The sequence below is a fragment of the Streptomyces sp. NPDC024632 genome, assembly GCF_055559175.1.
The window spans coordinates 248,664-270,734 of record NZ_JBVHLD010000007.1 but is presented as its reverse complement, the minus strand read 5'-3'; the positions used below and the strand labels follow the sequence as shown (position 1 = coordinate 270,734).

Annotated in this window: 32 protein-coding genes; all 32 read left to right on the top strand. The window is 70.0% G+C overall.

The window, feature by feature from the left end:
- The 32 genes from ACZ37P_RS17070 to ACZ37P_RS16915 all read left to right on the top strand — a co-directional run bounded on the left by ACZ37P_RS17070 (position 1) and on the right by ACZ37P_RS16915 (position 22,064).
- Positions 1 to 1,044 carry a recombination directionality factor gene (locus ACZ37P_RS17070; protein ID WP_467347102.1) on the top strand — a complete coding sequence of 348 codons (1,044 nt, stop codon included), beginning with the start codon at positions 1 to 3 and terminating at the stop codon, positions 1,042 to 1,044.
- On the top strand, positions 1,041 to 1,775 hold the full coding sequence (locus tag ACZ37P_RS17065) for an exonuclease domain-containing protein (protein WP_467347100.1): 735 nt from the start codon (positions 1,041 to 1,043) through the stop codon (positions 1,773 to 1,775). Before ACZ37P_RS17070 ends, ACZ37P_RS17065 begins: the two co-directional genes overlap by 4 nt.
- Complete coding sequence (locus tag ACZ37P_RS17060; protein WP_467347098.1) at positions 1,775 to 2,152, top strand: hypothetical protein; 378 nt, start codon at positions 1,775 to 1,777, stop codon at positions 2,150 to 2,152. The genes ACZ37P_RS17065 and ACZ37P_RS17060 overlap by 1 nt, the downstream gene beginning before the upstream one ends.
- Positions 2,152 to 2,523, top strand: a complete 372-nt coding sequence (locus ACZ37P_RS17055; RefSeq protein ID WP_467347096.1) for a hypothetical protein — start codon at positions 2,152 to 2,154, stop codon at positions 2,521 to 2,523. Before ACZ37P_RS17060 ends, ACZ37P_RS17055 begins: the two co-directional genes overlap by 1 nt.
- Positions 2,520 to 2,780, top strand: a complete 261-nt coding sequence (locus ACZ37P_RS17050) for a hypothetical protein (protein ID WP_467347095.1) — start codon at positions 2,520 to 2,522, stop codon at positions 2,778 to 2,780. Before ACZ37P_RS17055 ends, ACZ37P_RS17050 begins: the two co-directional genes overlap by 4 nt.
- Positions 2,777 to 3,400 (top strand): hypothetical protein, encoded by a 624-nt coding sequence (locus ACZ37P_RS17045; RefSeq protein WP_467347093.1) that lies wholly within the window; start codon positions 2,777 to 2,779, stop codon positions 3,398 to 3,400. Before ACZ37P_RS17050 ends, ACZ37P_RS17045 begins: the two co-directional genes overlap by 4 nt.
- The gene (locus ACZ37P_RS17040; RefSeq protein WP_467347091.1) at positions 3,397 to 4,722 is read left to right on the top strand and encodes a DNA cytosine methyltransferase; all 1,326 of its coding nucleotides are present in this window, start codon (positions 3,397 to 3,399) and stop codon (positions 4,720 to 4,722) included. Before ACZ37P_RS17045 ends, ACZ37P_RS17040 begins: the two co-directional genes overlap by 4 nt.
- On the top strand, positions 4,719 to 5,015 hold the full coding sequence (locus ACZ37P_RS17035; RefSeq protein WP_467347089.1) for a WhiB family transcriptional regulator: 297 nt from the start codon (positions 4,719 to 4,721) through the stop codon (positions 5,013 to 5,015). Before ACZ37P_RS17040 ends, ACZ37P_RS17035 begins: the two co-directional genes overlap by 4 nt.
- Entirely contained in the window at positions 5,012 to 5,212 is a 201-nt protein-coding gene (locus ACZ37P_RS17030) for a hypothetical protein (protein WP_467347088.1), read from the top strand. Before ACZ37P_RS17035 ends, ACZ37P_RS17030 begins: the two co-directional genes overlap by 4 nt.
- On the top strand, positions 5,209 to 5,553 hold the full coding sequence (locus tag ACZ37P_RS17025; RefSeq protein WP_467347086.1) for a hypothetical protein: 345 nt from the start codon (positions 5,209 to 5,211) through the stop codon (positions 5,551 to 5,553). The genes ACZ37P_RS17030 and ACZ37P_RS17025 overlap by 4 nt, the downstream gene beginning before the upstream one ends.
- Before the next feature lie 338 nt (positions 5,554 to 5,891).
- A complete protein-coding gene (locus tag ACZ37P_RS17020; RefSeq protein WP_467347084.1) occupies positions 5,892 to 7,520 on the top strand; it encodes an AAA family ATPase in 1,629 nt (542 codons plus the stop codon).
- Between the two features lie 247 nt (positions 7,521 to 7,767).
- The gene (locus tag ACZ37P_RS17015; protein ID WP_467347082.1) at positions 7,768 to 8,145 is read left to right on the top strand and encodes a hypothetical protein; all 378 of its coding nucleotides are present in this window, start codon (positions 7,768 to 7,770) and stop codon (positions 8,143 to 8,145) included.
- A complete protein-coding gene (locus ACZ37P_RS17010; RefSeq protein WP_467347080.1) occupies positions 8,145 to 8,498 on the top strand; it encodes a hypothetical protein in 354 nt (117 codons plus the stop codon). The genes ACZ37P_RS17015 and ACZ37P_RS17010 overlap by 1 nt, the downstream gene beginning before the upstream one ends.
- Entirely contained in the window at positions 8,495 to 8,899 is a 405-nt protein-coding gene (locus ACZ37P_RS17005; protein ID WP_467347079.1) for a hypothetical protein, read from the top strand. Before ACZ37P_RS17010 ends, ACZ37P_RS17005 begins: the two co-directional genes overlap by 4 nt.
- A gap of 34 nt (positions 8,900 to 8,933) precedes the next feature.
- Positions 8,934 to 9,602: a hypothetical protein gene (locus ACZ37P_RS17000; protein ID WP_467347077.1), complete on the top strand. Its 669-nt coding sequence runs from the start codon at positions 8,934 to 8,936 to the stop codon at positions 9,600 to 9,602.
- Positions 9,603 to 9,605: 3 nt separating this feature from the next.
- Positions 9,606 to 10,223 carry a hypothetical protein gene (locus tag ACZ37P_RS16995; RefSeq protein ID WP_467347075.1) on the top strand — a complete coding sequence of 206 codons (618 nt, stop codon included), beginning with the start codon at positions 9,606 to 9,608 and terminating at the stop codon, positions 10,221 to 10,223.
- Positions 10,224 to 10,276: 53 nt separating this feature from the next.
- A complete protein-coding gene (locus ACZ37P_RS16990; protein ID WP_467347073.1) occupies positions 10,277 to 10,831 on the top strand; it encodes a hypothetical protein in 555 nt (184 codons plus the stop codon).
- Positions 10,828 to 11,100: a hypothetical protein gene (locus tag ACZ37P_RS16985; protein ID WP_467347071.1), complete on the top strand. Its 273-nt coding sequence runs from the start codon at positions 10,828 to 10,830 to the stop codon at positions 11,098 to 11,100. Before ACZ37P_RS16990 ends, ACZ37P_RS16985 begins: the two co-directional genes overlap by 4 nt.
- On the top strand, positions 11,097 to 12,497 hold the full coding sequence (locus ACZ37P_RS16980) for a phage terminase large subunit (protein ID WP_467347069.1): 1,401 nt from the start codon (positions 11,097 to 11,099) through the stop codon (positions 12,495 to 12,497). The genes ACZ37P_RS16985 and ACZ37P_RS16980 overlap by 4 nt, the downstream gene beginning before the upstream one ends.
- 205 nt (positions 12,498 to 12,702) lie before the next feature.
- Entirely contained in the window at positions 12,703 to 14,175 is a 1,473-nt protein-coding gene (locus ACZ37P_RS16975) for a phage portal protein (RefSeq protein WP_467347068.1), read from the top strand.
- Positions 14,168 to 15,097, top strand: coding sequence for a head maturation protease, ClpP-related (locus ACZ37P_RS16970; RefSeq protein ID WP_467347066.1), 930 nt, complete (start codon positions 14,168 to 14,170; stop codon positions 15,095 to 15,097). Before ACZ37P_RS16975 ends, ACZ37P_RS16970 begins: the two co-directional genes overlap by 8 nt.
- A 2-nt stretch (positions 15,098 to 15,099) precedes the next feature.
- Positions 15,100 to 16,554 carry a phage major capsid protein gene (locus ACZ37P_RS16965; RefSeq protein ID WP_467347064.1) on the top strand — a complete coding sequence of 485 codons (1,455 nt, stop codon included), beginning with the start codon at positions 15,100 to 15,102 and terminating at the stop codon, positions 16,552 to 16,554.
- Positions 16,555 to 16,654: 100 nt separating this feature from the next.
- Positions 16,655 to 17,092, top strand: coding sequence for a hypothetical protein (locus ACZ37P_RS16960; protein ID WP_467347062.1), 438 nt, complete (start codon positions 16,655 to 16,657; stop codon positions 17,090 to 17,092).
- 1 nt (position 17,093) lies between these two features.
- On the top strand, positions 17,094 to 17,567 hold the full coding sequence (locus tag ACZ37P_RS16955; RefSeq protein WP_467347061.1) for a hypothetical protein: 474 nt from the start codon (positions 17,094 to 17,096) through the stop codon (positions 17,565 to 17,567).
- On the top strand, positions 17,567 to 18,145 hold the full coding sequence (locus ACZ37P_RS16950; protein ID WP_467347059.1) for a hypothetical protein: 579 nt from the start codon (positions 17,567 to 17,569) through the stop codon (positions 18,143 to 18,145). Before ACZ37P_RS16955 ends, ACZ37P_RS16950 begins: the two co-directional genes overlap by 1 nt.
- Positions 18,146 to 18,184: 39 nt before the next feature.
- Positions 18,185 to 19,210, top strand: a complete 1,026-nt coding sequence (locus ACZ37P_RS16945; protein WP_467347057.1) for a hypothetical protein — start codon at positions 18,185 to 18,187, stop codon at positions 19,208 to 19,210.
- Between the two features lies 1 nt (position 19,211).
- On the top strand, positions 19,212 to 19,607 hold the full coding sequence (locus tag ACZ37P_RS16940) for a hypothetical protein (protein WP_467347056.1): 396 nt from the start codon (positions 19,212 to 19,214) through the stop codon (positions 19,605 to 19,607).
- On the top strand, positions 19,604 to 20,065 hold the full coding sequence (locus ACZ37P_RS16935; RefSeq protein ID WP_467347055.1) for a hypothetical protein: 462 nt from the start codon (positions 19,604 to 19,606) through the stop codon (positions 20,063 to 20,065). The genes ACZ37P_RS16940 and ACZ37P_RS16935 overlap by 4 nt, the downstream gene beginning before the upstream one ends.
- Entirely contained in the window at positions 20,065 to 20,802 is a 738-nt protein-coding gene (locus tag ACZ37P_RS16930) for a hypothetical protein (RefSeq protein WP_467347053.1), read from the top strand. The genes ACZ37P_RS16935 and ACZ37P_RS16930 overlap by 1 nt, the downstream gene beginning before the upstream one ends.
- A complete protein-coding gene (locus tag ACZ37P_RS16925) occupies positions 20,802 to 21,236 on the top strand; it encodes a hypothetical protein (protein WP_467347051.1) in 435 nt (144 codons plus the stop codon). Before ACZ37P_RS16930 ends, ACZ37P_RS16925 begins: the two co-directional genes overlap by 1 nt.
- Before the next feature lie 6 nt (positions 21,237 to 21,242).
- Positions 21,243 to 21,644, top strand: coding sequence for a hypothetical protein (locus ACZ37P_RS16920; RefSeq protein WP_467347049.1), 402 nt, complete (start codon positions 21,243 to 21,245; stop codon positions 21,642 to 21,644).
- A gap of 12 nt (positions 21,645 to 21,656) precedes the next feature.
- Positions 21,657 to 22,064 carry a hypothetical protein gene (locus tag ACZ37P_RS16915; RefSeq protein ID WP_467347048.1) on the top strand — a complete coding sequence of 136 codons (408 nt, stop codon included), beginning with the start codon at positions 21,657 to 21,659 and terminating at the stop codon, positions 22,062 to 22,064.
- Positions 22,065 to 22,071 lie beyond the last annotated feature (7 nt).

Here is a 22,071-nt window from a genome sequence, read left to right as displayed (position 1 = left end):
ATGGGCTCCCGCATCCTGACCATGAAGCGGCAGGCCGCCGAGCTCGGCCGCATCCGTACCGGCACCACCGAGCCGACCGCCAACGGCAAAACCCGCCCCGCCCGCTCCGCGCACTTCATCCTCACCTCCCACTCCAAGGCGTACATCGAAGCCGCCGCCGCCCTCTACGGAGGCGACGTCGAGACCTGGACCCCGAACAATCAGAAGGTCGCCCAGTACCGGGTCATCACCAAGACCAGCGAACTCCTCGCCGTCCTGCCCACCGGCGATCCGCTGTCGCAGTCCTACGAGATGTGGACCGGCGGCGGCTGCGCCCGCCGCTGCGACGGCCAGACCGAGCAGATCGGCCGCACCCCCTGCGTCTGCCGCGCCCGGTACGGCGAGGACTTCCACCGCCTCGGACCGGACACCGTGTGCCGCCCGACCTCTCGCATCAACGTGATGCTCCCCGACATGCCGGACGTCGGCGTGTGGCGCCTGGAGACCCACTCCTACTACGCCGCAGACGTGCTGGCCGGGGTCATCGACACCGTCCTCCAGGCCACCGAGGGCCGGTCGTTCATGCCGGTCCGCATGTGGATCGAGCAGCGCACCCGGGTCGCCGAGGGCAAGACGAAGCGGTTCCCGGTGGTCATGGTCGTCCCGAACGTGCCGCGGCTGCGGCAGGCGTTGTCCGGGCCGCTGTCGACGGCCGCCGCCCTGGACCCGTCGGTGATCGACCGCCCCGCGATCGAGGCGCCGCGTCCGGACTACGCCGCCGACGCCCGCGCCTGCAAGACCGTCGAGGACGCCCGGCAGGTCTGGCACCGCGCCCGCAAGGCCGGGCACGTCCAGGCCGACGGCAAGGACCCGCTGTCCGTCGAGCTGATCCGGATCGCCGACGACATCGCCAGGGGCATCGACACCCGCACCGGCGAAACCGGCGTCGAGGGCGACGGTCCGGACGACGACGGTGTGTACGAGGGCGAAGTCATCGACGACGGCACCGAGCCGCCCGCCGCGTGGCCGACGGTCACCGCGCCCGGAACGGGGGCGACCCGATGAGCTGGCACCTGAAGCGCATGTGCGCCTTCGACCTGGAAACCACCGCGGCCGACCCCGAGCAGGCCCGCATCGTCACCGCGTGCGTCGCGCTCGTCGGCGGCAGCAAGCCCCCGCAGGTCAGCAACTGGGTCGCCGACCCCGGTATGGAAATCCCCGAGGAAGCTGCGAAGATCCACGGCTACACCACGGAGCGGGCCCGCGCGGAAGGCCGCCCGGCCGTCGACGTGATCGAGGAGATCACGGCGGCGCTCGGACAGGTACTCCAGGTCGGCATCCCGATCGTCGCAATGAACGCCCGCTACGACCTGACCGTCCTGGACCGCGAGTGCCGCCGCAACGGCCTGCACACGCTGGCCGACCGGTACGTCGACGACGTCATCTGGCCGGTCATCGATCCGTTCGTCATCGACAAGAAGGTCGACCGGTACCGGCGCGGCTCGCGGACGCTGACTGCCCTGTGTGAGCACTACGAGGTGGCGCTCGACGGTGCGCACGACTCTGCGGCGGACGCGATCGCCGCGGCCCGAGTGGCGTGGCGGCTGGGGTCGACCCGGCCCGAACTGGCCGCGATGGGCGTGGAGGCGCTGCATCACGCGCAGATCGAGTGGGCGCGCGAGCAGGCCGAAGGGCTGGCTGCGTACTTCCGGAAGACGCCCGGCAAGGAGCACCTTGCCGACACGGTGCGCCCGGAGTGGCCGCTGGTTCCGGTGCCGCGGGGCGGTGAGGTGTGATGCCCACCAAGCGCACCCTGACCCGCCAACTCGCCGAAGCACGCGCCCAAGTCCGCGACCTCGTTGACCAGCGTGACACCGCCGTCGGCGACGCGGGCAGCCAGCAGTTCACCACCACCCGGCTCGCCAAGCAGCTCACCGAGGCCCGCAACGAGATCGATGACCTCCGCCGTGAACTCGCAGCCCAACTGCCCGCGCCCGTCGGGCCTGACGCGTGGGCCGCCGAACGGTCGGCGTTGAAGCGGCAGCTCGCCGCGTCGGAGCGCGCTCGCGGGCAACTCGTCGAGCAGGTCGGGGAGTTGCGGCGTTGCAACGACGACTTGTCGCGTGAAGCCGTCACCCGCGCCGGGACGCTTGCTACCCAGGCGGTGCTCTGATGCCGATCCGCCCCGAGAACCGCGACCGCTACCCCGCCGACTGGCCGGAGATCTCGCTGAACATCCGCACCGTCCGTGCCGCCGGGCGCTGCGAATGCCTGGGCGAGTGCGGGCGCGGCACCCACACCGGCCGCTGCCCCAACGTCAACGGCGGGCGGGCGTACGGCACCGGCAGCCGCGTCGTGCTGACGGTCGCGCACCTCGACCACACCCCGGAGCACTGTGACGACGCCAACCTGCGCGCGATGTGCAACGGCTGTCACCTGCACTACGACCGCGATCACCACCGCGAGACGGCCGCCGCCACCCGGCGCGCGGCCGTCGAGGCGGCAGGCCAACTGGTGCTCGGCGCCGAGGCGGTGACCCGGTGAGCCCCGACACCGTGTGGCTGATCGTCCGCACCGGCGGGATCGGCGGCCTCCTCCTCGGGGGCCTCGCCCTCTTGGCCGCTTTCCTTCGCCGCGGCGAGATCCCCAACGAGCCCGCGACCGCGGATATCGGCAGCAGCCCGTACTACCCGTGCCACTCCCCGTCCTGCGGGCACATGGCCACCCCACACGACCCCACCCCGCTCGGCGGCCGCGCCTGCCGGTACTGCGGCACCGCACGAACGGAGGCCCCCCAGTGACCACCGCACCCCAGCTCCCGGCCGTCACCTCCCCGACGGCCGGGCCCCGGCCCCTCCCGCTCGTCATCGGCCTCGACATCGCCCTCGTCAACTCGGGGGTAGCCGGCCCCGACTGGACCGACCACATCCGCACCAAGCAGCTCCGCGGCGAAGCGCGCCTCGACATGATCCTCACCACCGCCCAGACCTTCTACCGCCGCGCCGACCTCGTCGTCATCGAAGGCGCCTCCTACGGCAACGCCATGCAAGGCGGCCACGACGAGCTGGCCGCCGCCCGGTGGATCATCCGCCTCGACTGCCACCGCGCCGGCATCCCCTTCGCCGTCGCCCCGCCGTCCAGCCGCACTATCTACGCCACCGGCACCGCTCGGCCCCGGCACTCCGAGTCCGGGCGGCTACTCACCGCCGCAGAGGCCAAAGGTGCTGTACGTACAGCGGTCGCCGAGCGGTACGGCATCCACACCGAGGGGCCCACCCGCCACGACCAGGCCGACGCGTTCGTCCTCGCCGCGATGGGCCTGCACTGGCTCGGCTACCCCCTCGCCGAGGTACCGGCCACACACGCCCGGGCGCTGGACGGCGTCGCCTGGCCGCAGACCGTACCGGCGGTGGCCCGATGATCCTCGACGGATTCGCCGGACCCGGCGGCTGGGCCGAAGGACTGCGGATGCTCGGCCTGTCCGAGGTCGGCCTGGAATGGGATGCGGCGGCCTGCGCGACGCGGGTAGCGGCCGGACACCGCATGACGGTCCGCTGCGACGTGGCCGCCTACCCGACCGCGCCGTTCGCCGGGCGGGTCACCGTGAAGGTCGACTCCCCGCCGTGCCAGCCGTACTCCCGCGCCGGAAAGGGCCTCGGCAAAGCCGACCAGCCGCTCGTGCACCAGGCCGTCGCCGACCTGGCACGCGGCCGCGACACGCGCGAGCAGCTCAAGGCCGCCTGCCTCGACCCACGCTCGATCCTCGCCGCCGAGCCGATGCGGTGGCACCAGGCGCTGCGGCCCGAGACGATCCTGATGGAGGAGGTCGCCGATGTCCTCCCACTGTGGCGGCAGTACGCGCAGATTCTCCGCGGCTGGGGCTACAGCACTTGGTGCGGGATCCTCTGCGCCGCCGACTTCGGCGTCCCGCAGACCCGTCGCCGGGCCATCCTCATCGCCTCACGTGTCCGCGATGTCGCTGCCCCCGAGCTCACCCACTACGACCCGAAGGGCGGGCTCCAACTCTGGGGGACGCCGTGGGTGACCATGGCCGAAGCCCTCGGCTGGGGCGTCACCGACCGCCCCGTCCCGACCGTCACCGCTGACGGCGGGAGGACCGGCGGTGCCGAGCCCTTCCCATCCCAGGCCAGAGCCACGCTGTTGGCCTCCCGTGACCGCGGTGACTGGGTGCTCCACACCAACCGCGGCAACGTCCGTGCCGACGGCGAACGGCAGCTCGTCAACCCGCAAGTTCAGCCTGTGCCCGTAGTGACCACGAAAACCGGTGGGCAGTGGGTGCTGAAGTCCCGCCGGGACTCCGAGGCATGGGTCGCCAGCGATGGCGAACGGCCCAACCGCACCGGAGACGAACCCGCCCCCACCTTCACCGGAGAAGCCCACCGCTGGTCGTGGGTGCTGCGCTCTGGCCAGTCCGTGGCCGGCGAAGGCCGTGCCGAACGCCCCCTGGACGAACCGGCCGTCACCATCACCGGCCGCGCCGACCTGAACTCGTGGTCCCTGCGCAACAACACGAACGCCAACGCCTCCGTGGCCGAGAGCATCCGGATCTCCCCGGCCGAGGCCGCAGTCCTCCAGTCGTTCCGCGCGGACTACCCGTGGCAGGGCACCAAGACCAAGCAGTTCGGGCAGATCGGCAACGCTGTCCCGCCGCTGCTCGCCGCCCACATCGCTGCCGCCGCACTCGGCATCGACCTGCGCGAGCGGATCGGAGCTGCTGCATGAACGCCCGCCCCGACACCCCGCCCCGCTCCTGGCGCCTGCGCGCCGAGTGCGCCCGCTCCTACCCCCACGAATGGTGGTACCCGGTCGGCAAGAACTTCACCGCCAAGGCCGACACCGCCAAGGCCATCGCCGTCTGCGACCGCTGCCCCGTCCTGGCCGAATGCGCCACCCACGCCCTCGCCGTCCGCGAGCCCTACGGGGTCTGGGGCGGCCTCACCGAGGACGAGCGCGCCAGCATCCTCCGCAACCGCCGCCGGGCCGCCGCCCGCACGGCTGTGAGGAACGCGGCGTGAGCGGGCGCCGCCAGGTCGTTGACGCGGTCCTCCGCATCGTCGCTGACCCGAGCCCCGCCGCGTACTACGCCTGCGCCGTCTGCCCCTACACCGCCTCGGTGAAGGGCCGCGAGCGCACCAGAGCCCTCGTGGCCTCGATCCGCACCGACCACCGGGTTACCTGCCCCGGACTCCACCCCGAAAGGACCAGCGCATGACCGACATCAAGATCGATTCCAAGGTGCTCACCGACGTCGCCGAAGCCCTCGAACCCTTCGCCGACGAGATGTTCAAGCGCCGCGTCGGCCGCTGGATGGCTGTCGTCGAGTTCGCCCACTCCGAGCGCACCGAACCCGGCCCGGAGGAAGACAAGGACCCGTCCGTGAAGATCCGCATCGTCGGCGTCGAAGTCGCGGGCGGAGCGGTCGCGGAGGAGCGGCTGCGCGAGGCCCAGCAGTCCCTGTACACCGCGCGGACGTCCGGCGGCACGCTCGACGAGGTCGCCAGCGAGCATCGCGCCGGGGACATCCTCCGCAACGGCTCCGGACTCCTCGTCTGATGGCCGCGCGCAGGACGGGCACCGCCGCCACCACCCACCGGTGCCCGTCCTGCCGCGCCCCGATCCTCCGTCAGCAAGTCGAAGTCCTCACCGTCACCGCCGACACCACACCCCGGCCGCCCGGCGCAGACCCCCACGACGACCCCCACCACCTCACCTGGTGCCTCCCACCAGTCCGCTACGGCACCCCACGGCTCCGCTTCATCTACCAATCCACACACCCACCCAACTGCCCCCACCCCCACCACCAAGACCACCACTGCACCCCCCAGCGACCGCCCGCCAACCACAACGAACCGGCCGCCACCGACCGCCTGTTCTAAGCACCAAGGAGACCCGTGGACAACGTCATCCGCCACCCCAGCACCAGCCCCGGGGACGATGACGACCGCGCCTCCGTCCCCCACGACACCGAGGCCGAACAGCTCGTCATCGGCGCGATCATGCACTACCCCGACGCCTACGCCGAAGCCGCAGCCCACATCGACCGCACCGACATCTACCGGCCCGCACACCGCCTCATCTGGGACGTCGTCACCCAGCTCATCGAAGAAGGCACCGGCGTCCACCCCGTCGCCGTCCGCGCCCACATCGGCCAGATGAGCCAACTCCACCTCGTCGACAACGGCCTCCTCATCGACCGCCTCGGCACCCAGCCGATCACCCCCGGCATGGTCAGCCACTTCGCGCAGATCATCGCCGACCGCGCCCACGAACGCCGCTACGACGAACACGCCAACGAACTCAAAAACGCCCTCATCCGCAAAGCCAGCGGCGACGAACTCGACAAACTCGTCGCCGAATTCCAGCAACGCGAAACGCTCCGCGCCAACACCGGCCACGGCCCCGCCCACCTCGTCAGCAGCATCCTCGACTGGGACCAGTTCTTCGCCACCGACTTCGGGAACGTCGTCCTCCTCCCCGGCAAACTCATGGCCCCCGGCCAGCAGATCACCATCGTCGGCGACGGCAAAGCCGGCAAGTCCCTGTTCACGCAGGAGTGGATGTGGCGGGCCGCGACCGGCCGCAGCTTCCTCGACGACAAACCCGGCATGCCCCTGCGGATCCTCTACCTCGACGCGGAGAACGGGCAGGAGCAGGTCCAGGAACGCTTCTACTCCTTCGGCGCCGGCCCCGGCCGCATGGGCGAACTCCGCTACGCCTCCTTCCCCCCGGTGCGGCCCCTGGACACCGCCGGCGGCGGCGCCGACCTCATGGCGATGGTGAAGGCCACCGGCGCGGAACTCGTCGTCCTCGACACCGTCTCCCGGTTCATTTCCGGTCCGGAGAACGACGCCGACACCTGGCTGTCGCTGTACCGGCACACCCTCCTGCCCCTCAAGCGCGACCGGGTCGCGTCCATCCGTCTGGACCACCTCGGGAAGGACGGCGACCGCGGGGCCCGCGGCTCGTCGGCGAAGAACCAGGACGTTGACCACGTGTGGACCCTGTCCGCGCAGGGCGGCGGCATCCTCTCCCTCAAGCGCACCCACACCCGTACCGGCATCGGGCCCGACGAGTTCGCGATCCGCCGCGAGGCGCGCCGCGACGGCGACAGCTGGGTGCCCGGTGCGACGAAGCACGTGATCGCCGCTCCCGAGCCCTATGGCTTCGGCGCCGCCGCGGGGACGGGCCTGGCCGCGATTCCGGGGACGGTCGAGAACATCGTGGCGCAGCTCGACGCCGCTGCTGTGCCCTCCGAGTGGGGCTCCCCGCGCGTGATCAAGAAGTGCATCGACCTCGGGATCAAGGCCGCCAAATCCAAGATCGAAGAAGCGGTACGAATCCGGAAGAACCGCCCTGTCGTCGACCTCCCCCCGCACCTCCCCTACTCCCCGGTAACAGAAACCTCCCCCGAAGCCGGGGACCCCCGGAAGAAACCCCAGGTCAAACCTCCCCCGGGGAGGTCCCGGGGAGGTCCGGGGGACGGTCCCCCCGAGCCACCTCCCCCCGTCCCCCCTCGATAGAGGGGGGAGGGGGCGAAGACCCCGGGGACCCCACCACCTCAACAAAGCCCCTCTGCGACGTCTGCGACCGCCCCATCAACCCCGACTGGCACGCCCGCGGCTACACCACCCACATCGGCTGCGACCCCACCACCGGCAGCCACCCCCACGACCCCACCTGACCACCCGAACCCCACCCGACCGAACCCGAACGCAGCTCGCCACGCGCCCGCACAGCCCCGCCACGACACCACGGAGACCCACGACCATGACCCAGCCCGCCCGCCCCGAGAACGACCCACGCGTCGTCGCCCTCGCCAGAGCCCGCCAGCAGCTCTCCCACGAAGGAATGCTCAACCCCACCTACGACGAACTCCCCCCGGACGAGCAGGAAGGCGCACGCTGCGCCGCCCTGCACTACCTCGACGCAGCAATCCGCGCCGGACTCATCCCCGCTGACACCCCGCCCACCGGCACCCACGCCGCCGTATGGCTCGACCAGGACGACTGGCTGTACGCCGACTACCCGACCGACCCACCCGGCGACTACGTGGTCCGGCTGGTCTGGGCCTCCGAGGTAGCCGAGTCCCGCCGTGACCTCGAAGACCAGGGCGCGACCTTCCGACGCATCGGATGGAGCGCCTGATGACCAAGCCCACCGACCACCCGGTTCCCGGCCCGATCGCGCGCCACGAGTCGCCGACGCTGGCCGCCTTGCGCGACCTCATCGCGGCCGACCCCGGCGCCATGACCATCACCGAGGCCACCGCGTCCGCGCACACCCTGCTCGCAGCCCACGCCCGCGAACTCGCCGACCTGGTCCAGAAGCGCACCGACCAGGACCGGGCCAGGACCGCTGGCCGTAGCTCGGAGGAGGACCACCACTTCCGCGGGGGCATGATGACCGCCCGGACGGTCCTGGACCGGTACGCCGATGACCTCGACGCAATGACCGAGGGCGCACAGTCGTGTGCCGCGGCGGGCGGTGAGCACGCGTGACCTCCACCGACCCGGCCGCGCGCCTCACGGCCGCCGCCACCCACCTCCGCACGCTTGCGCGGGCCGCCAGCACCGCCCCCGACGGCGAACCCACCGCCCACTGGACCACCGAGCAGCGCCGGCCCGATAACCCCGGCAGCGGCAGCTACCTCTACGGCGACCACATCACCCGAGACGACGGTCGCCTGATCACCTGGCCGCTCCTCCTGTGCGGCGGCTCCCCCGTGCGCCCGGCCTACATGCACACCCAGCACGCCGTCTACGCCGCGACCCTGCACCCCCCGGTCGGGCTCCTGATCGCCGACCTCCTCGACTCCGCTGCCGAGGCCGTCCGCAGGGGCTCCACCGCGGACCCGGCCGCCCTGGCGCTGGCTGACGCGATCCTCGGGGGCGGACAGTGACCGCCGCCGCCGACCTGCCCGAGGAGCCCCACCCGTGACCGACCACACCCCCACCCCCGACGCGCGCAAGCCGCCCTGCGACACCTGCCCCTGCGACGGCCCCGAGGTCTGCACCGAATACCGGCAGAACACCACCCCCCTGGTCGGTGTCGGAATGCCCGCCGCCCTGCACCTCGACGCGTTCGGCCGAGAGATCAACGACGCCTTCGGGCACCTCCCGTACCTCGTCGGCAGCGCGGCTGTCGGCAAGACGTGGCGGGACGTCGACGTCCGCCTGATGCTGCCCGACGCCGAGTTCGACGCCCTGTTCCCGCCCATCCCGCCCGGTTCCCACACCGACGGCCTGTGGGAGCTGCTCTGCGCCGCCCTGTCCGAACTCGCCCACCTCCGCACCTGGCTCCGCGCCAACGGCATCAACCCCCACGACGTACCCGCCGACAGCACCCTCACCATCGGAGCCCAGGCCGGACAGGTCGTCATCCGCCACACCGTGTACGTCCGGGACGGCGGCCGGATCCGCGCCGACGACACGGGCGCACCTGTGCAGGAAGAGCACACCGTCCCGCTCGTGGTGCCGCTCGACGGCTGGCCGGGCCTCGCGGAACCGGTAGAGCCGGACACCCCGCTGGAAGAGGACCACGGGGCAACCGTGCTGGAACTCGGCAACACCCCGCAGGTCACGACCGCTGTCAAGGAAGGCTGACCCATGACGATCACCTACAAAGACGCGCAGTTCAGCCTCACCCTCGGGCGTGGCCTCGTCGTCAACGCCGCACCGGAGTACACGAAGATCACCCTGGGCCTGCTCACCCAAGGCCAGTTCGGCATCCGGCACCTCGACGGCGACCGCCTCCGCTTCGGCGAGCAGGTCGAATACCAGATCACCGGCTACGACCCCACCGACTGCGCCCTCACCCTGCACCTCGTCCACGACTGGCGCCCCGGGCAGAAGGACGACCCGGTGAGAGACGAAGCGGAGGCCGACCTCGATGTCGCCGAGTTCCTCGTCGTCCACCGCTACCGCACCGACCACGGCAACTGGGCCTGGTGCTGGCGCTGCTGGGGCGACGCCGGGTGCGACGGACACCTCGCACTCGACCTGACCGACAGGCCGTACGCCGAGCGCAAGGCCCGCGAACACCTCGCCGACCATCACGCCACCGCGCCGACAGACGAGTCCCCGCTCGCCACCTGCCGCCGCATGGAGACCCGCACCTGCCCGCCGTCCTACAACGGCCCGTGCGGCGACCGGCCGTGTGCCCGCTTCGAGTCCGAGGACCCCGCCCCGTGGTGGGGGCACAAGCAGGAGCACGAACAGGACTAATACCCACCGGGTATCGGCACATGCGACCATCAACACCAGGAAGGAGGCCGACGATGACCACCGACGACTACGACGACATCCCCCCAGCCCCACCACGCCTCGCCCAACCCCGCAACAGCGGCAACCACATGGCCATGACGCCGCCCAACCAACGCGACCGCGACGTCTGGGCCGCCGAACGCCGCCACCTCAACGGCTGGACCTACCAGCAGATCGCCGACGGCCTCGGCCTCTCCAGCAAAAGCGCCGCCTTCGACAGCGTCGCCCGCGGCCGCCGCACCCCCGACGCCGAACGCGAGCAGCGCGCCACAGAGGTTCGCGACATGCTCCGCGAGCGCCTGGAACTGATGCACGAGGCCGCCATGGAGGTCATGGAGCGCAAGCACCTCACCGTCTCCCACGGCAAGGTGATCATGGTCACCGACGAAGCCACCGGGAAGGAAACCCCGCTAGTCGACGACGCCCCGGTACTCCAGGCCATCGACCGCCTCCTGAAGGTCAATGAGTCGTGGCGGAAGCTCGACGGGTACGACGCGGCGGCCAAGGTGGAACTCGGCGGCGAGGTGACGTACCAGATCGTCGGCGTCGACCCCGAGGCTCTGTCGTGAGCGGCGAGAAGGCGCTCACCGCCAAGGAGGAGCTGCGAGTGGTCCTGCTTGCCTACGGCTGCACGCTGGAGCGGGCCGACCGAATGCTGGCCGCACGCGATGCCGAGCACGCGCATGAGTTGGCGGAGCGCCTACGCGAGTGGGGAGGAGAAGGCGGCAAGTACTGCGCGGTGGATGAGAATGATCTGCCGCTCTACCGGTCTCCGTTCTTCATGCATGAGGACGCCGACCGCGCTGCCGACCTCATCGACCCAAGGACGCGGACGTGACCACGGCGGCGCTCGTGCGCACCTACGAGCCCCACGGCGCCGCACAGCAGGTCTTCGCGCGCCGTGACCCCGAGGTACTCCTCTCAGGTCCCGCAGGTACGGGCAAGTCCCGCGCTTGCCTGGAGAAGATCCACGCGATCTGCCTCAAGACCCCGAAGGTCCGGGCGCTGGCCGTACGCAAGACCGGCAAGTCGTTGGCCAGCACTGGCCTGGTGACGTTCCGTGAACACGTTGCGGCGGAGTCCATCGCAGCCGGGCACGTCAAATGGTTCGGCGGGTCACAGCAGGAGCCCGCCGGGTACCGGTACAAGAATGGGTCGTTCCTCGCGGTCGGGGGGATGGACGACCCCACGAAGATCATGTCGTCGGAGTACGACGTCGCCTACGCCCAGGAAGCCACCGAACTCACCACCGCCGACTGGGAAGCGATCACCACGCGCCTCCGCAACGGCAGAATCTCGTTCCAGCAGCTCGTCGCCGACTGCAACCCCTCCGTGCCCCACCACTGGCTCAACCAGCGCTGCCACACCGGCCAGACCGTCATGCTCCACTGCTCCCACCGCGACAACCCCCGCCTGTGGCGCGACGGCGCATGGACCCCCGAGGGCCAGGCGTACATCAGCAAGCTCCGCGCCCTCACCGGCGTCCGCCGCCAGCGCCTCTACGAAGGCCGGTGGGTCGCCGCCGAGGGCCTGATCTACGAGCAGTGGGACCCCGCCGTCCACGTCGTCCCCCGCTTCGCCATTCCGAAGACCTGGACCCGCTGGTGGTCCGTGGACTTCGGGTACACCAACCCGTTCGTGCTCCAGTGCTGGGCTGAGGACCCCGACGGGCGGCTGTACCTCTACCGGGAGATCTACAAGACCCGCACCTTGGTGGAGGACCACGCGAAGCGGATCCTTCGCGAGGTCACCAAGTGCGCGGCCTGTTGCAAGAGCACCAAGGCCGCGCACGACTGCCAGACGTGCGACGACTGCCGTACCGAGTGGACCGAGCCGAAGCCGCGCGCGGTGATCTGCGACCACGACGCGGAGGACCGGGCCACCCTGGAACGGCACCTCCGTCTGTCGACCATTGCCGCGGACAAACGCGTCAAGGTCGGCCTGGAGGCGGTGCAGACCCGCATGAAGCCCGCGGGGGACGGGAAGCCGCGGCTGCTGCTCCTCGCCGACAGCCTGCTGGAGCGCGATGAGTCGCTCGCCGACGCGAAGAAGCCCACCAGCACGGAGGAAGAGATTCCCGGGTACGTGTGGGATCCGGGCACCGCGGCAGCCCGCGCGGCGGAGAAGCCGCCGAAGGAGCAGCCGTTGAAGGAGAACGACCACGGCTGCGACGCGAAGCGGTACATCGTCGCCGAGCGCGACCTCGGCGGTCGGCCGAACATTCGCTGGCTCTGATCAGTCCCCAACTCTGGAGGTCCCCGTGCGGAAGCTCGCGCCCCACGTACCGAAGAATTTCCTTCCTATCGCCTTCTTGACAGGAGGATTTACACTCATCGCAGTAGGATGCGGGATAATCGGCGGTCTGGGTGTGGGGCTCATCGTCGGCGGGGTCCTGGCGTGCGTGGTGCAGGCAGTGGCATACAGCTGATCGGAGGGGGCCATGGGCAGGACGCTCATCGACCCCCTCCGCTCGCTCTGGAACTCCATCCCCACCCCCGTCCCGTTCACATCCGACAGCGGATCACCCGTCGTCAACCTCCCCTGGTCCTCCCGGAACGACGCCGTCACCCAGATGCGCGCCATGGGCGCCGTCGGCACCCTCTTCGCGGTCGTCCACCGCACCAGCAACAGCACCGGCCAGGTCAACTGGCGGCTGTGGACCCAGTCCAAGTCCGGGCTCCCCGAGGACCGCAAAGAAGTCACCCGCCACGTCGCCCTCGACCTGTGGACCAAGCCCAACGACTTCTACACGCGACAGGAATTCGTCGAGACCGAACAACAGCACGTCGACCTCACCGGCGAGGGCTGGTGGGTCATCGGCCGCTCCGGGCGCTCAGCGATCCCCCTGGAACTGTGGCCCGTTCGCCCGGATCGCATGGTTCCCGTACCCCACCCCACCGAGTTCCTGTCCGGGTACATGTACCTGTCCCCGGGGGGCGAGCAGATAGCCCTGCTCCGCAACCAGGTCATCCAACTGCGCATGCCCAACCCCTTGGACCCCTACCGCGGCATGGGGCCGGTGCAGGCGATCCTCCCGGACCTCGACGCCTCCCGCTTCAGCGCGGTGTGGAATGCCAACTTCTTCCGGAACTCCGCCGAACCCGGCGGGATCATCCAGATGGACAAGTCCCTCGACGACCGCGAGTTCGACCAGCTGTCGCGCCGCTGGAACGAGCAGCACAAGGGTGTCAACAACGCCCACCGCGTCGCGATCATCGAGCAGGGCCAGTGGGTCGACCGGAAGATCACCCAGCGGGACATGCAGTTCGCGGAACTCCGCGCCGTGACCTCCGACGCCATCCGTGAAGCATTCGGGATCCCGAAGTTCGCCGTCGGCGTGATCACCGACATCAACCGGGCAACCGCCGAAGCCGCCAAGGCATGGTTCGCCGAGCAGCTCACCGTCCCGCGCCTGGAGCGCTTCAAGCAGGCCCTCAACAACGACCTGCTCCCCATGTTCGGAGCCGCCGGCCAGGGCGTCGAATTCGACTACGACAACCCCGTCCCGCCGGACGCCGAAACCCAGAACGCGAAGATGCTCGCGCAGGCCACCGCGGCAAAGGCGCTGCGCGACGCGGGGTACGACCCGGACGACATCCTCACCACGGTCGGCCTGCCCGCGATGCGGCACACCACCACTCTCAGCCCGGCGCCGGGCGGCTTCACCGAGCAGGCCGCCGCGCTTCTCGCGCAGACCGCCCGCCCCCGGGCCGCGACCACCACCGAGTGGGTTGCGCAGGCGCACGAAGACGCCGACATCTGCAAGCCGTGCTCCGACAACGACGGTCGCACCTACGCCACCCAGGCCGACGCCTACGCGGATTACCCGGGCGGCAAGGGCTATGTGAAGTGCCTCGGCCGCAAGAACTGCCGCTGCAAGGTCGTCACCCGCGGGAAGGACTCCGATGCCTAAGACCAAGGGCCGCCCGCAGATGCGGCAGTCACGCGAGTGGTACCGGCTGCGCAACAGCTCGGCGACGACCGCTGAGCTGTACATCTACGACGAAATCGGCTTCTGGGGCACCACCGCTTCCGATCTGGTGGCGGCACTGTCGGAACTGCGCGGCGTCACGGCGATCGACGTGCACGTCAACAGCCCCGGTGGGGACGTCTTCGACGGCCTGGCCATCATGAACTGCCTGCGCGCGCACGCCGCGCAGGTCACCACCTACGTCGACGGGATCGCCGCATCCATTGCCTCGGTCATCGCGATGGCCGGGGACCGCATCGTGATGGGCCCCCACTCCCAGCTCATGATCCACGACGCGGCCGGGCTGTGCCTCGGCAACGCCGGCGACATGCGCGAGATGGCCGACATGCTCGACTTCCAGTCCGACAACATCGGCGCCGTCTACGCCGAACGGGCCGGCGGGACCGTCGCGGACTGGCGGGCGAAGATGACCGCGGAAACGTGGTACACCGCCGACGAGGCCGTCGCCGCCGGACTCGCCGACGAGGTCGCACAGCGCCCGGCGCAGGCTGCGGCCGGGGTTCCCATGGACAAGAACTGGGACCTGAGCGTCTTCGCGTACGCGGGCCGCGAGCAGGCGCCTCCGCCGGTCCTGGCCGCCGCGCCCGCCGAAGAGCCCAGCGGCACGCAGCCTCCCGCGCCCGCCTCCGACGTCCCGGACGAGGCCCAGGAGACGGAGCCCGATGAGACTCCCGACGCCGACACGGAAAGTACTTCCCCGGAAGAGCCCTCCGCGCCGGCCACGGCCCCGGATCCCGGCACCGTTCCAGATCCCGACCCATGGGCGGCAACCGTCACCCGCCTTATCACCCCCTCAGCAGAGCCCACCGTGGGCGATCTGCTCGCTGCCCTCAGGGAGGCATAGCTGTGATCGGAACCAAGCCCACCCCCGGGCAGCGCCACCGCCTGCACGTCATGGGCATCCGCCCGGACCGCGCCGGCCGCACCTACAACCGCACCGCCACCCTGCCCGTGCCCAAGGGCCCGGACGAGCTGGAGGAGATGCTCTCCGACCCGAAGCGGTCCGCGGAGATCCTCGCCTCGAAGGACTCCCTGAAGGACTTCATCACCAGCTACGCCGACGAGCAGCAGGGCGACGGCACCGAACTGCGCCGCACCATCACCGACGAAGCCACCCGCGTCCTGACGCAGATGCTGAAGGACAAGGAGGTGAGCAACGCCGAGGCCGACCAGATCAAGCGCCTCAACCTGGACCCGCAGACCCGGCCCGCGAACATGCTCACCTCCCACAAGCAGGCGTCCGCGTACAACCCGAAGGCATCCGGGGCGGTCCTGGACAAGGAGTTCAGCACCGGCGCGGAATTCTTCGCATCCGCCTGGCACCTGAACCCGAACCCCGAGGCCCGCGGGAAGATGGAGGCGCTCCGCAACGCGTACTCCAGCACGGTGCCGGCCGACGGCGGGTTCCTCGTCCCGGAGACCCTGCGCAGCCAGCTCCTCCAGATCGCACTGGAGATGTCCATCATCCGGCCGCGCGCGACGGTCGTGCCGATGGAAACCGCCAGGGTCCCGTTCCCGATCATCGACGTGACGAGCAACGCCACCAGCGTGTTCGGTGGGATGGTCGCCTACTGGGGTGAGGAAAGCGCCGCGCTGCAGGACGCGTCGGCGAAGTTCGGCAGGATCGTCCTCGACGCGAAGAAGCTCACCGGTCTCAGCGTCGTCCCGAACGAGCTCCTCACCGACAGCCTGATGTCGTTCGCCGCGCTGATCGAGTCGCTGTGGCCGCGAGCCCTAGCGTTCTACGAGGACATCGGCTTCATGACCGGGTCCGGTGTCGGCGAACCGCTGGGCGCGCTGAGCAACCCGGCGACCGTCGCTGTCGCCGCGGAGTCCGGCCAGGCGTCCGGGACGATCGTGCTGGAGAACATCATCAAGATGTACGCCCGCATGATGCCCTCCTCTCTGTCGCAGGGCATCTGGCTCGCCACTCCCGAGGCGTTCCCTCAGTTGATGACGATGGCCCTGTCGGTCGGCACCGGCGGCTCCGCGGTCATGCTCACCAACGCCGCCGGCCCGGCCCCCCTCACCGTCCTCGGCCGGCCGCTCGTCATCACGGAGAAGGCCAAGCAGCTCGGTACGCAGGGCGACCTCGCGTTCGTCGACCTGTCCTACTACCTCGTCGGTGACCGGCAGCAGATGACCGCGGCGTCGTCGACCGAGTGGAAGTTCGGCAACGACCAGACCGCGTTCCGCCTGATCGAGCGCGTCGACGGCCAGCCCTGGATCAAGACCGCGGTCACCCCGCAGAACGGCGGACCGGCCCTGTCGCCGTTCGTCGAGCTCGCCGCACGCCCGTAACCCAACCTCACGGCCGGCGCCGGCACTCACCCCCCGGCGCCGGAGCACCACCAGTCCGGCAGCGCCGCCCCGGACCGAACCCAGACGGAAGGCACAGATCATGGCCCAGAAGGCCCTCGGGCGCCTCTTCAACTTCACTCCTGCCGCCGACGGCAAGTGGATCAGCCTCAAGGCGGCGGGCGGCGTCAGCTTCCTGTGCTACCTGTCCGGCGCGGCCGGCGATACGTACACCCTCCAGGAGGCGAAGGACTCCACCGGGACCGGGGCGCAGAACCTGGCGACGGTCACCACCTACTGGACGAACACGGGTGACGGATCGGACGCCTGGACCAAGCGCACCCAGGCCGCTGCCGCCACCGTCGTCACCTCGGCGACCGCCACACAGAACGCCATGGTCGTGGAGGTCCTCGGGACCTCTCTCGACGACGGCTACAAGTACGTCAAGCTCACGTCCACCGGCGCGGGTCTCGTCAACGCCGTCACGACCGACCTGACGACGCAGCGCGACCCGAGCAACCTCCCCGCGATGGGGGCCTGACATGGCATCGGGCATCCCGGGCCGCGACCAGCGGCGCCTGCTGTTCGGCACGAAGGTCGAAGAGCCTGCGGCGGTACTCCCCGCAACGGGCACCGCGCACCTGTTCACCGTCACCGGCGGCCGGGTCATCGTCACCAGCCTTGTCGGGCAATGCACCACCGTGTGCTCGGCGACCGCGACGACCGTGTCCGTCGGCCACACCCCGCTCACCGGCACCGCGTCGGCGACCGCCCTGGCCACCGCGACCGCAGTCACCTCCGCCGAGGTGGGGTCGCTGGTGTCCCTGCCCGTCACCAAGGGCGCACTGCTCGTCAACACTCTGGCCGGAGGCGCGGCCCAGGCCCCCGGGTCCGGCGGATACGTCGTGCCCGCCGGGCAGATCGACATCACCACGTCCGCGACGAACACGGGCGCGTTCAAATGGACGCTCACCTACGTGCCGCTGGACGACGGTGCGACTGTGACGGCCGTCTGATGAGCGTCCTGGTCTGCGGTCAGTGCACGGCCCGGTACGCCGTCGGCGCCCCCGCGTGCCCGCAGTGCGGGGCGAACGAGCCACGCGAGGACCACGGCACGGCGCCGCTCGTGCTGTCAGTGACCGTCGCCTGCCTGCCCGGTGAAGGGTGCCGCTACACCGGCGTACGGCGGCGGGTGATGCTCCAGCAGCTCGCACCCGGCGTCATCGGCATGCCGCGGCTGGTCTGCGCCGGATGCGGCTCGGAGCTGTGCTCCGTCACCGACGAACCCGAACAGCAGGAAGAGGAGGCCGAAGTGCCGAAGACCACCGTGCACACCGGGGCGAGCCACGAAGCCGCCGAACTCGCCGCCGACAGCGACGACTTCACCGAAGGAGGCGAGGAGACATCTCCTGGTACGAGCTCCTCGACATCGTCCGAGAAGGAGCAGCCCTCGCCGCAGACGAGCGAGAACGAGGCCCCCTCGCCTGCCCGCAAGACGGGGAGCCGCTCCTCGAAGGGACGGACGGCATCCTCTACTGCCCCTTCGACGGATGGCGGCCCGACGGCACTTACCTCTGACCGCGACAGCGAGTAGGACGCGACGGCGATGACCTGGTACGCCACGAGGGAAGACGTGAGGTCTGCCCTCAGCTCAGCAAGCACTGCGCGCGAGGACGCGCAGATCGACCGCGCTCTCGCCACGGCGACGAGCGCGGTAGCTGAGCTGTGCCACCGGGACTTCGCCCCCATCCAGTCGACCCGCTTCTTCGACTGGCCCGACCCGCAGACCCCCCGGTCGTGGGAGTTGTGGCTCGACCGCAACGAACTGATCTCCGCGTCCCTCGTGGTGTCCGGCGGGACCACGATCCCGGCTACGGACTACTACCTGGAGCCCGCCGACTACGGGCCCCCCTACGACCGCGTCGAGATCCGTCTCGACAAGCAGTCTGCCTGGTCCACTGGGGCCACTCATCAGCGGGCTATCGCCGTGACCGGCGTGTACGGGTACTCCGACGATGCGGCGCCGGCCGGGGCGCTTGTCGGCGCTGTCAACGGCACCACGGCGGCGATGACGGTCACGGATTCCACTGCGGTCGGTGTCGGGGACCTCCTCCGGTGCGGCACGGAGCGCATGGTCGTCACCGACAAGGGCCTGGCGGACAGTGGACAGACCCTGCAAGCGCCTCTCGGCCAGCAGAAGAACGAGGTCCTCGCGGCGGTGGCCGACGGTGCCGGGTACCGCAAGGGCGAGACCCTCACGCTCGGCGCGGAGCGCGTCCGTGTCCGGGACATCGCCGGTAACACCCTCATGGTGGAGCGGGCGTACGACGGGACGCAGCTCGACTCCCACGCCGGGGGCGAGAAGATCTGGGTGCCCCGTCTGCTGACCGTGAGCCGCGGCGCGGCTGGCACCACTGCGGCGCCGGCCGCCGACGGGGCGCCGCTGACCCGGTGGGTGGCGCCGGGGCTGGTGAAGACGCTGGCGATCGCCGAGGCCATGAACACCCTGCTGATGGAACAGGCCGGGTACGCCCGGACTGTGCGTTCCCAGGCGGGTACAGGTACACGGTCGGTGGCTGCGGTGACGGCGGAGATCGACAGTCTCCGTGGCCGGGTGTACGGGGCGTACGGCCGTAAGGCCCGGATGCGGGCGGTGTGACATGGCTGGTGTCGCGTACAACGTCAACGTCCGGCTGAAGGGCCCCATCGTCGAGGGCCGCAGCCGGATCGCCATCGCCCACATGACGCAGACAGCCCTCACGGAGATCGCGGATTACACCAAGTACGAGGTCAGCATGGAGCTGATCAAGGTGCTGCAACACCCGACGGGCTACTACGAGTCGCGGATCGTCAACGAACTGCGCGGCCCTGGCGTGCGGAGCATCAACGACTCCGGCGTGATCTACGGGCCATGGCTCGAAGGCGTGTCGTTCCGCAACCAGACCACGTCCTTCAAGGGCTACGCGACGTTCCGCCGGGTCCGGAACCGCATCGCGCAGAAATCCCACGCCATCGCCGAGGCCGCGGTCGCCCGAGGGGTGGGGATGCTGGGATGAGCCTCGACATCACCACGATCCTCGACCAGGTCCAGTCCCACGCTCTCGCGACCGGGTACTTCGAGGCGGTCAACGGCGAAGAGCCGAAGTCGCCTCCGCCCAGCGCCGGTATCACGTGCGCGGTGTGGGTGGAGCAGATCGGCCCGGCTCGGGGTGCGTCGGGGCTGGCGTCTACGTCGGTGCGGCTGGGCTTTTACGTGCGTCTGTACACCGGCATGAACCAGGACCCGGGGGATGCGATTGACCCGGCGCTGATGACCGCCCTGGATGCACTGATGGCCGCGTACTCCGGGGATTTCACACTCGCCGGCACCGTTCGGGATGTCGACCTCCTCGGTCAGTTCGGTGATCCGCTTGGTGCGCGCGCCGGGTACCTCATCGAGTCCGGCAACGAGTACCGGGTGATGACGATCACCCTTCCCGTCATCGTCAACGACCTCTGGGAGCAGGTGGCGTAGTGGCCAAGCAAGGCGGTCTCGGCGACGCGTTCTACGTCAGCGGCTTCAACGCATCCGGTGCGATCAACAGCCTCGGCAACATCGGCGGCGGCCCCGGCGTCCTCGACTTCACCGACATCACCCAAGCCGCGATGGCCCGCCAAGGCGGCATCAGGGACGGCCGGATCGAGTTCGTCAGCTTCTTCGACCCGGCGCTGAACATGACCCACGACACGCTCGCCGCGCTGCCCACGGCCGACGTCATCTTCACCTACGCCCGCGGCACCGCCCTCGGATCACCAGCCGCCTGCCTCAATGGCAAGCAGATCAACTACGACGGCACCCGCGGCACCGACGGCTCCTTCACGATGGCCGTGTCCGGGCAGGCCAACTCCTACGGCCTCGAATGGGGACTCCTCGCCACCGCAGGGCCCCGCACCGACGCCACCGGCACCAACGGCGCCGCCCTCGACAACGCCGCGTCCACCGCGTACGGGCTCCAGGCGTACCTCCAAGTCTTCGCCCTCACCGGCACCTCGGTGACCGTGAAACTCCAGGACAGCCCCGACAACTCCGTGTGGACCGACGTCACCGGCGGCGGCTTCACCGCAGCCGCGGCCGCCGGCGCGCAGCGCATCGCCACATCGAACGCCCAGACCGTGGCCCGGTACCTGCGGGCCGTGAGCAGCGGCACCTTCACCAGCGCGCAGTTCGCCGTGACGGTCTGCCGCAACCCGATCGCAGGGGTGACCTTCTGATGACCACCGTCGAGCCCCGCATGGGCCCCGAGTCGTACAAGACCTACGAGATCCGGTCGCCGCTGGCCACGCACTTCCGGCCCGCGACCTGCGAGGAAATCGGCTGCCTGAACTTCCTCAAGGGCTGGCAGACCCGCATCGAGAGCCTCGCGCCCGAGCTGCTCCACGCGGCGAAGAACAGCGGCCGCAAGTTCACGGAGCTGACCGTGACCGAGGGCGAGACGTGGCTGGTCTTCGAAGCCGGCCAGCCGTGCTTCCAGGCCAGCCAGCACCGTCTTCCCGTCGGCCGGCCGGAGTTCTACATCGTCCGCGACGGCGACCGCCGCGGCAATCCCCGCGGGACGAGGGCGCGGCTGCATCAGCGGCCCGAGCACTGGACCGAGGACTTCGCTGAGCACCAGCAGGGGCTCGCCGACGCAATCAAGGAAGGGTGATCACCCATGGCCAAGACCTCCGGTATCGGCTGGACCACGTGCAGTGTCGATGACGCGTCGGGCACGCCTGTCGTCATCAAGAACGACGTGACGAATCTTTCGTTCGCGACGCCGCGTGCGGTGCAGGACGTCACGGGCATCGACAAGAGCGCGAACGAGCGGCTTCTGCTGCTCGCGGATGCCTCCATCACGCTGGAGACGGTCTTCAACCCGACGGGTGCGCACACCGTGTTCAGCACGGTGCCGTCGACGTCGGTGGCGCGTACGACGTCCCTCGCGGTCAGTGGTAAGACGCTGGCGATGGAGATGCTGTACACGGATTACCCGTTGCAGCGGTCGAATTCGGGTGAGCTGACCGCGTCGATTCCCGGTGTGCTCGCTGACGGCACCGTCCCGACGTGGGCCTGAGGGAGACACATCATGGGTAGCAGGCGCAGTCCCACGCTGTACAAGCTCGTATTCGATGACACCACCGACTGGCCGGGCCTTGAGGTCGTCCTGCGGTCGATGTCGATCCGCAAGCACAAGGAGCTGACCTCCGCGCGCGTCGCCGACGAATCCGAGGACGGTGCGTTCGACCGGATGCTCAGCCTGGTCGTCTCGCAGCTTGTGTCGTGGAACCGGGAGGACGAGGACGGGGCGGACCTGCCGCCGACTCGGGAGTCTCTGGAGGACGAGGAGCCGAAGCTCGTCCACGCGATCATCGCGAAGTGGAACGAGGCGATCGTCGGTGTCCCCGCCCCTTTGGAGAGCGACTCCGCCGATGGAGAGGTCTCCCCGGTGGAATCGATGCTGACGGAAATCCCGTCAGAAAGCCTAGCGAGCTGATTTACGC

Bases quoted from the DNA above. Each gene is read 5' to 3' on its own strand.
- ACZ37P_RS17070 (WP_467347102.1), top strand. From the start codon at position 1: ATGGGCTCCCGCATCCTGACCATGAAGCGGCAGGCCGCCGAGCTCGGC.
- ACZ37P_RS17065 (WP_467347100.1), top strand. From the start codon at position 1,041: ATGAGCTGGCACCTGAAGCGCATGTGCGCCTTCGACCTGGAAACCACC.
- ACZ37P_RS17060 (WP_467347098.1), top strand. From the start codon at position 1,775: ATGCCCACCAAGCGCACCCTGACCCGCCAACTCGCCGAAGCACGCGCC.
- ACZ37P_RS17055 (WP_467347096.1), top strand. From the start codon at position 2,152: ATGCCGATCCGCCCCGAGAACCGCGACCGCTACCCCGCCGACTGGCCG.
- ACZ37P_RS17040 (WP_467347091.1), top strand. From the start codon at position 3,397: ATGATCCTCGACGGATTCGCCGGACCCGGCGGCTGGGCCGAAGGACTG.
- ACZ37P_RS17035 (WP_467347089.1), top strand. From the start codon at position 4,719: ATGAACGCCCGCCCCGACACCCCGCCCCGCTCCTGGCGCCTGCGCGCC.
- ACZ37P_RS17025 (WP_467347086.1), top strand. From the start codon at position 5,209: ATGACCGACATCAAGATCGATTCCAAGGTGCTCACCGACGTCGCCGAA.
- ACZ37P_RS17015 (WP_467347082.1), top strand. From the start codon at position 7,768: ATGACCCAGCCCGCCCGCCCCGAGAACGACCCACGCGTCGTCGCCCTC.
- ACZ37P_RS17010 (WP_467347080.1), top strand. From the start codon at position 8,145: ATGACCAAGCCCACCGACCACCCGGTTCCCGGCCCGATCGCGCGCCAC.
- ACZ37P_RS16995 (WP_467347075.1), top strand. From the start codon at position 9,606: ATGACGATCACCTACAAAGACGCGCAGTTCAGCCTCACCCTCGGGCGT.
- ACZ37P_RS16990 (WP_467347073.1), top strand. From the start codon at position 10,277: ATGACCACCGACGACTACGACGACATCCCCCCAGCCCCACCACGCCTC.
- ACZ37P_RS16975 (WP_467347068.1), top strand. From the start codon at position 12,703: ATGGGCAGGACGCTCATCGACCCCCTCCGCTCGCTCTGGAACTCCATC.
- ACZ37P_RS16970 (WP_467347066.1), top strand. From the start codon at position 14,168: ATGCCTAAGACCAAGGGCCGCCCGCAGATGCGGCAGTCACGCGAGTGG.
- ACZ37P_RS16960 (WP_467347062.1), top strand. From the start codon at position 16,655: ATGGCCCAGAAGGCCCTCGGGCGCCTCTTCAACTTCACTCCTGCCGCC.
- ACZ37P_RS16955 (WP_467347061.1), top strand. From the start codon at position 17,094: ATGGCATCGGGCATCCCGGGCCGCGACCAGCGGCGCCTGCTGTTCGGC.
- ACZ37P_RS16950 (WP_467347059.1), top strand. From the start codon at position 17,567: ATGAGCGTCCTGGTCTGCGGTCAGTGCACGGCCCGGTACGCCGTCGGC.
- ACZ37P_RS16940 (WP_467347056.1), top strand. From the start codon at position 19,212: ATGGCTGGTGTCGCGTACAACGTCAACGTCCGGCTGAAGGGCCCCATC.
- ACZ37P_RS16935 (WP_467347055.1), top strand. From the start codon at position 19,604: ATGAGCCTCGACATCACCACGATCCTCGACCAGGTCCAGTCCCACGCT.
- ACZ37P_RS16925 (WP_467347051.1), top strand. From the start codon at position 20,802: ATGACCACCGTCGAGCCCCGCATGGGCCCCGAGTCGTACAAGACCTAC.
- ACZ37P_RS16920 (WP_467347049.1), top strand. From the start codon at position 21,243: ATGGCCAAGACCTCCGGTATCGGCTGGACCACGTGCAGTGTCGATGAC.
- ACZ37P_RS16915 (WP_467347048.1), top strand. From the start codon at position 21,657: ATGGGTAGCAGGCGCAGTCCCACGCTGTACAAGCTCGTATTCGATGAC.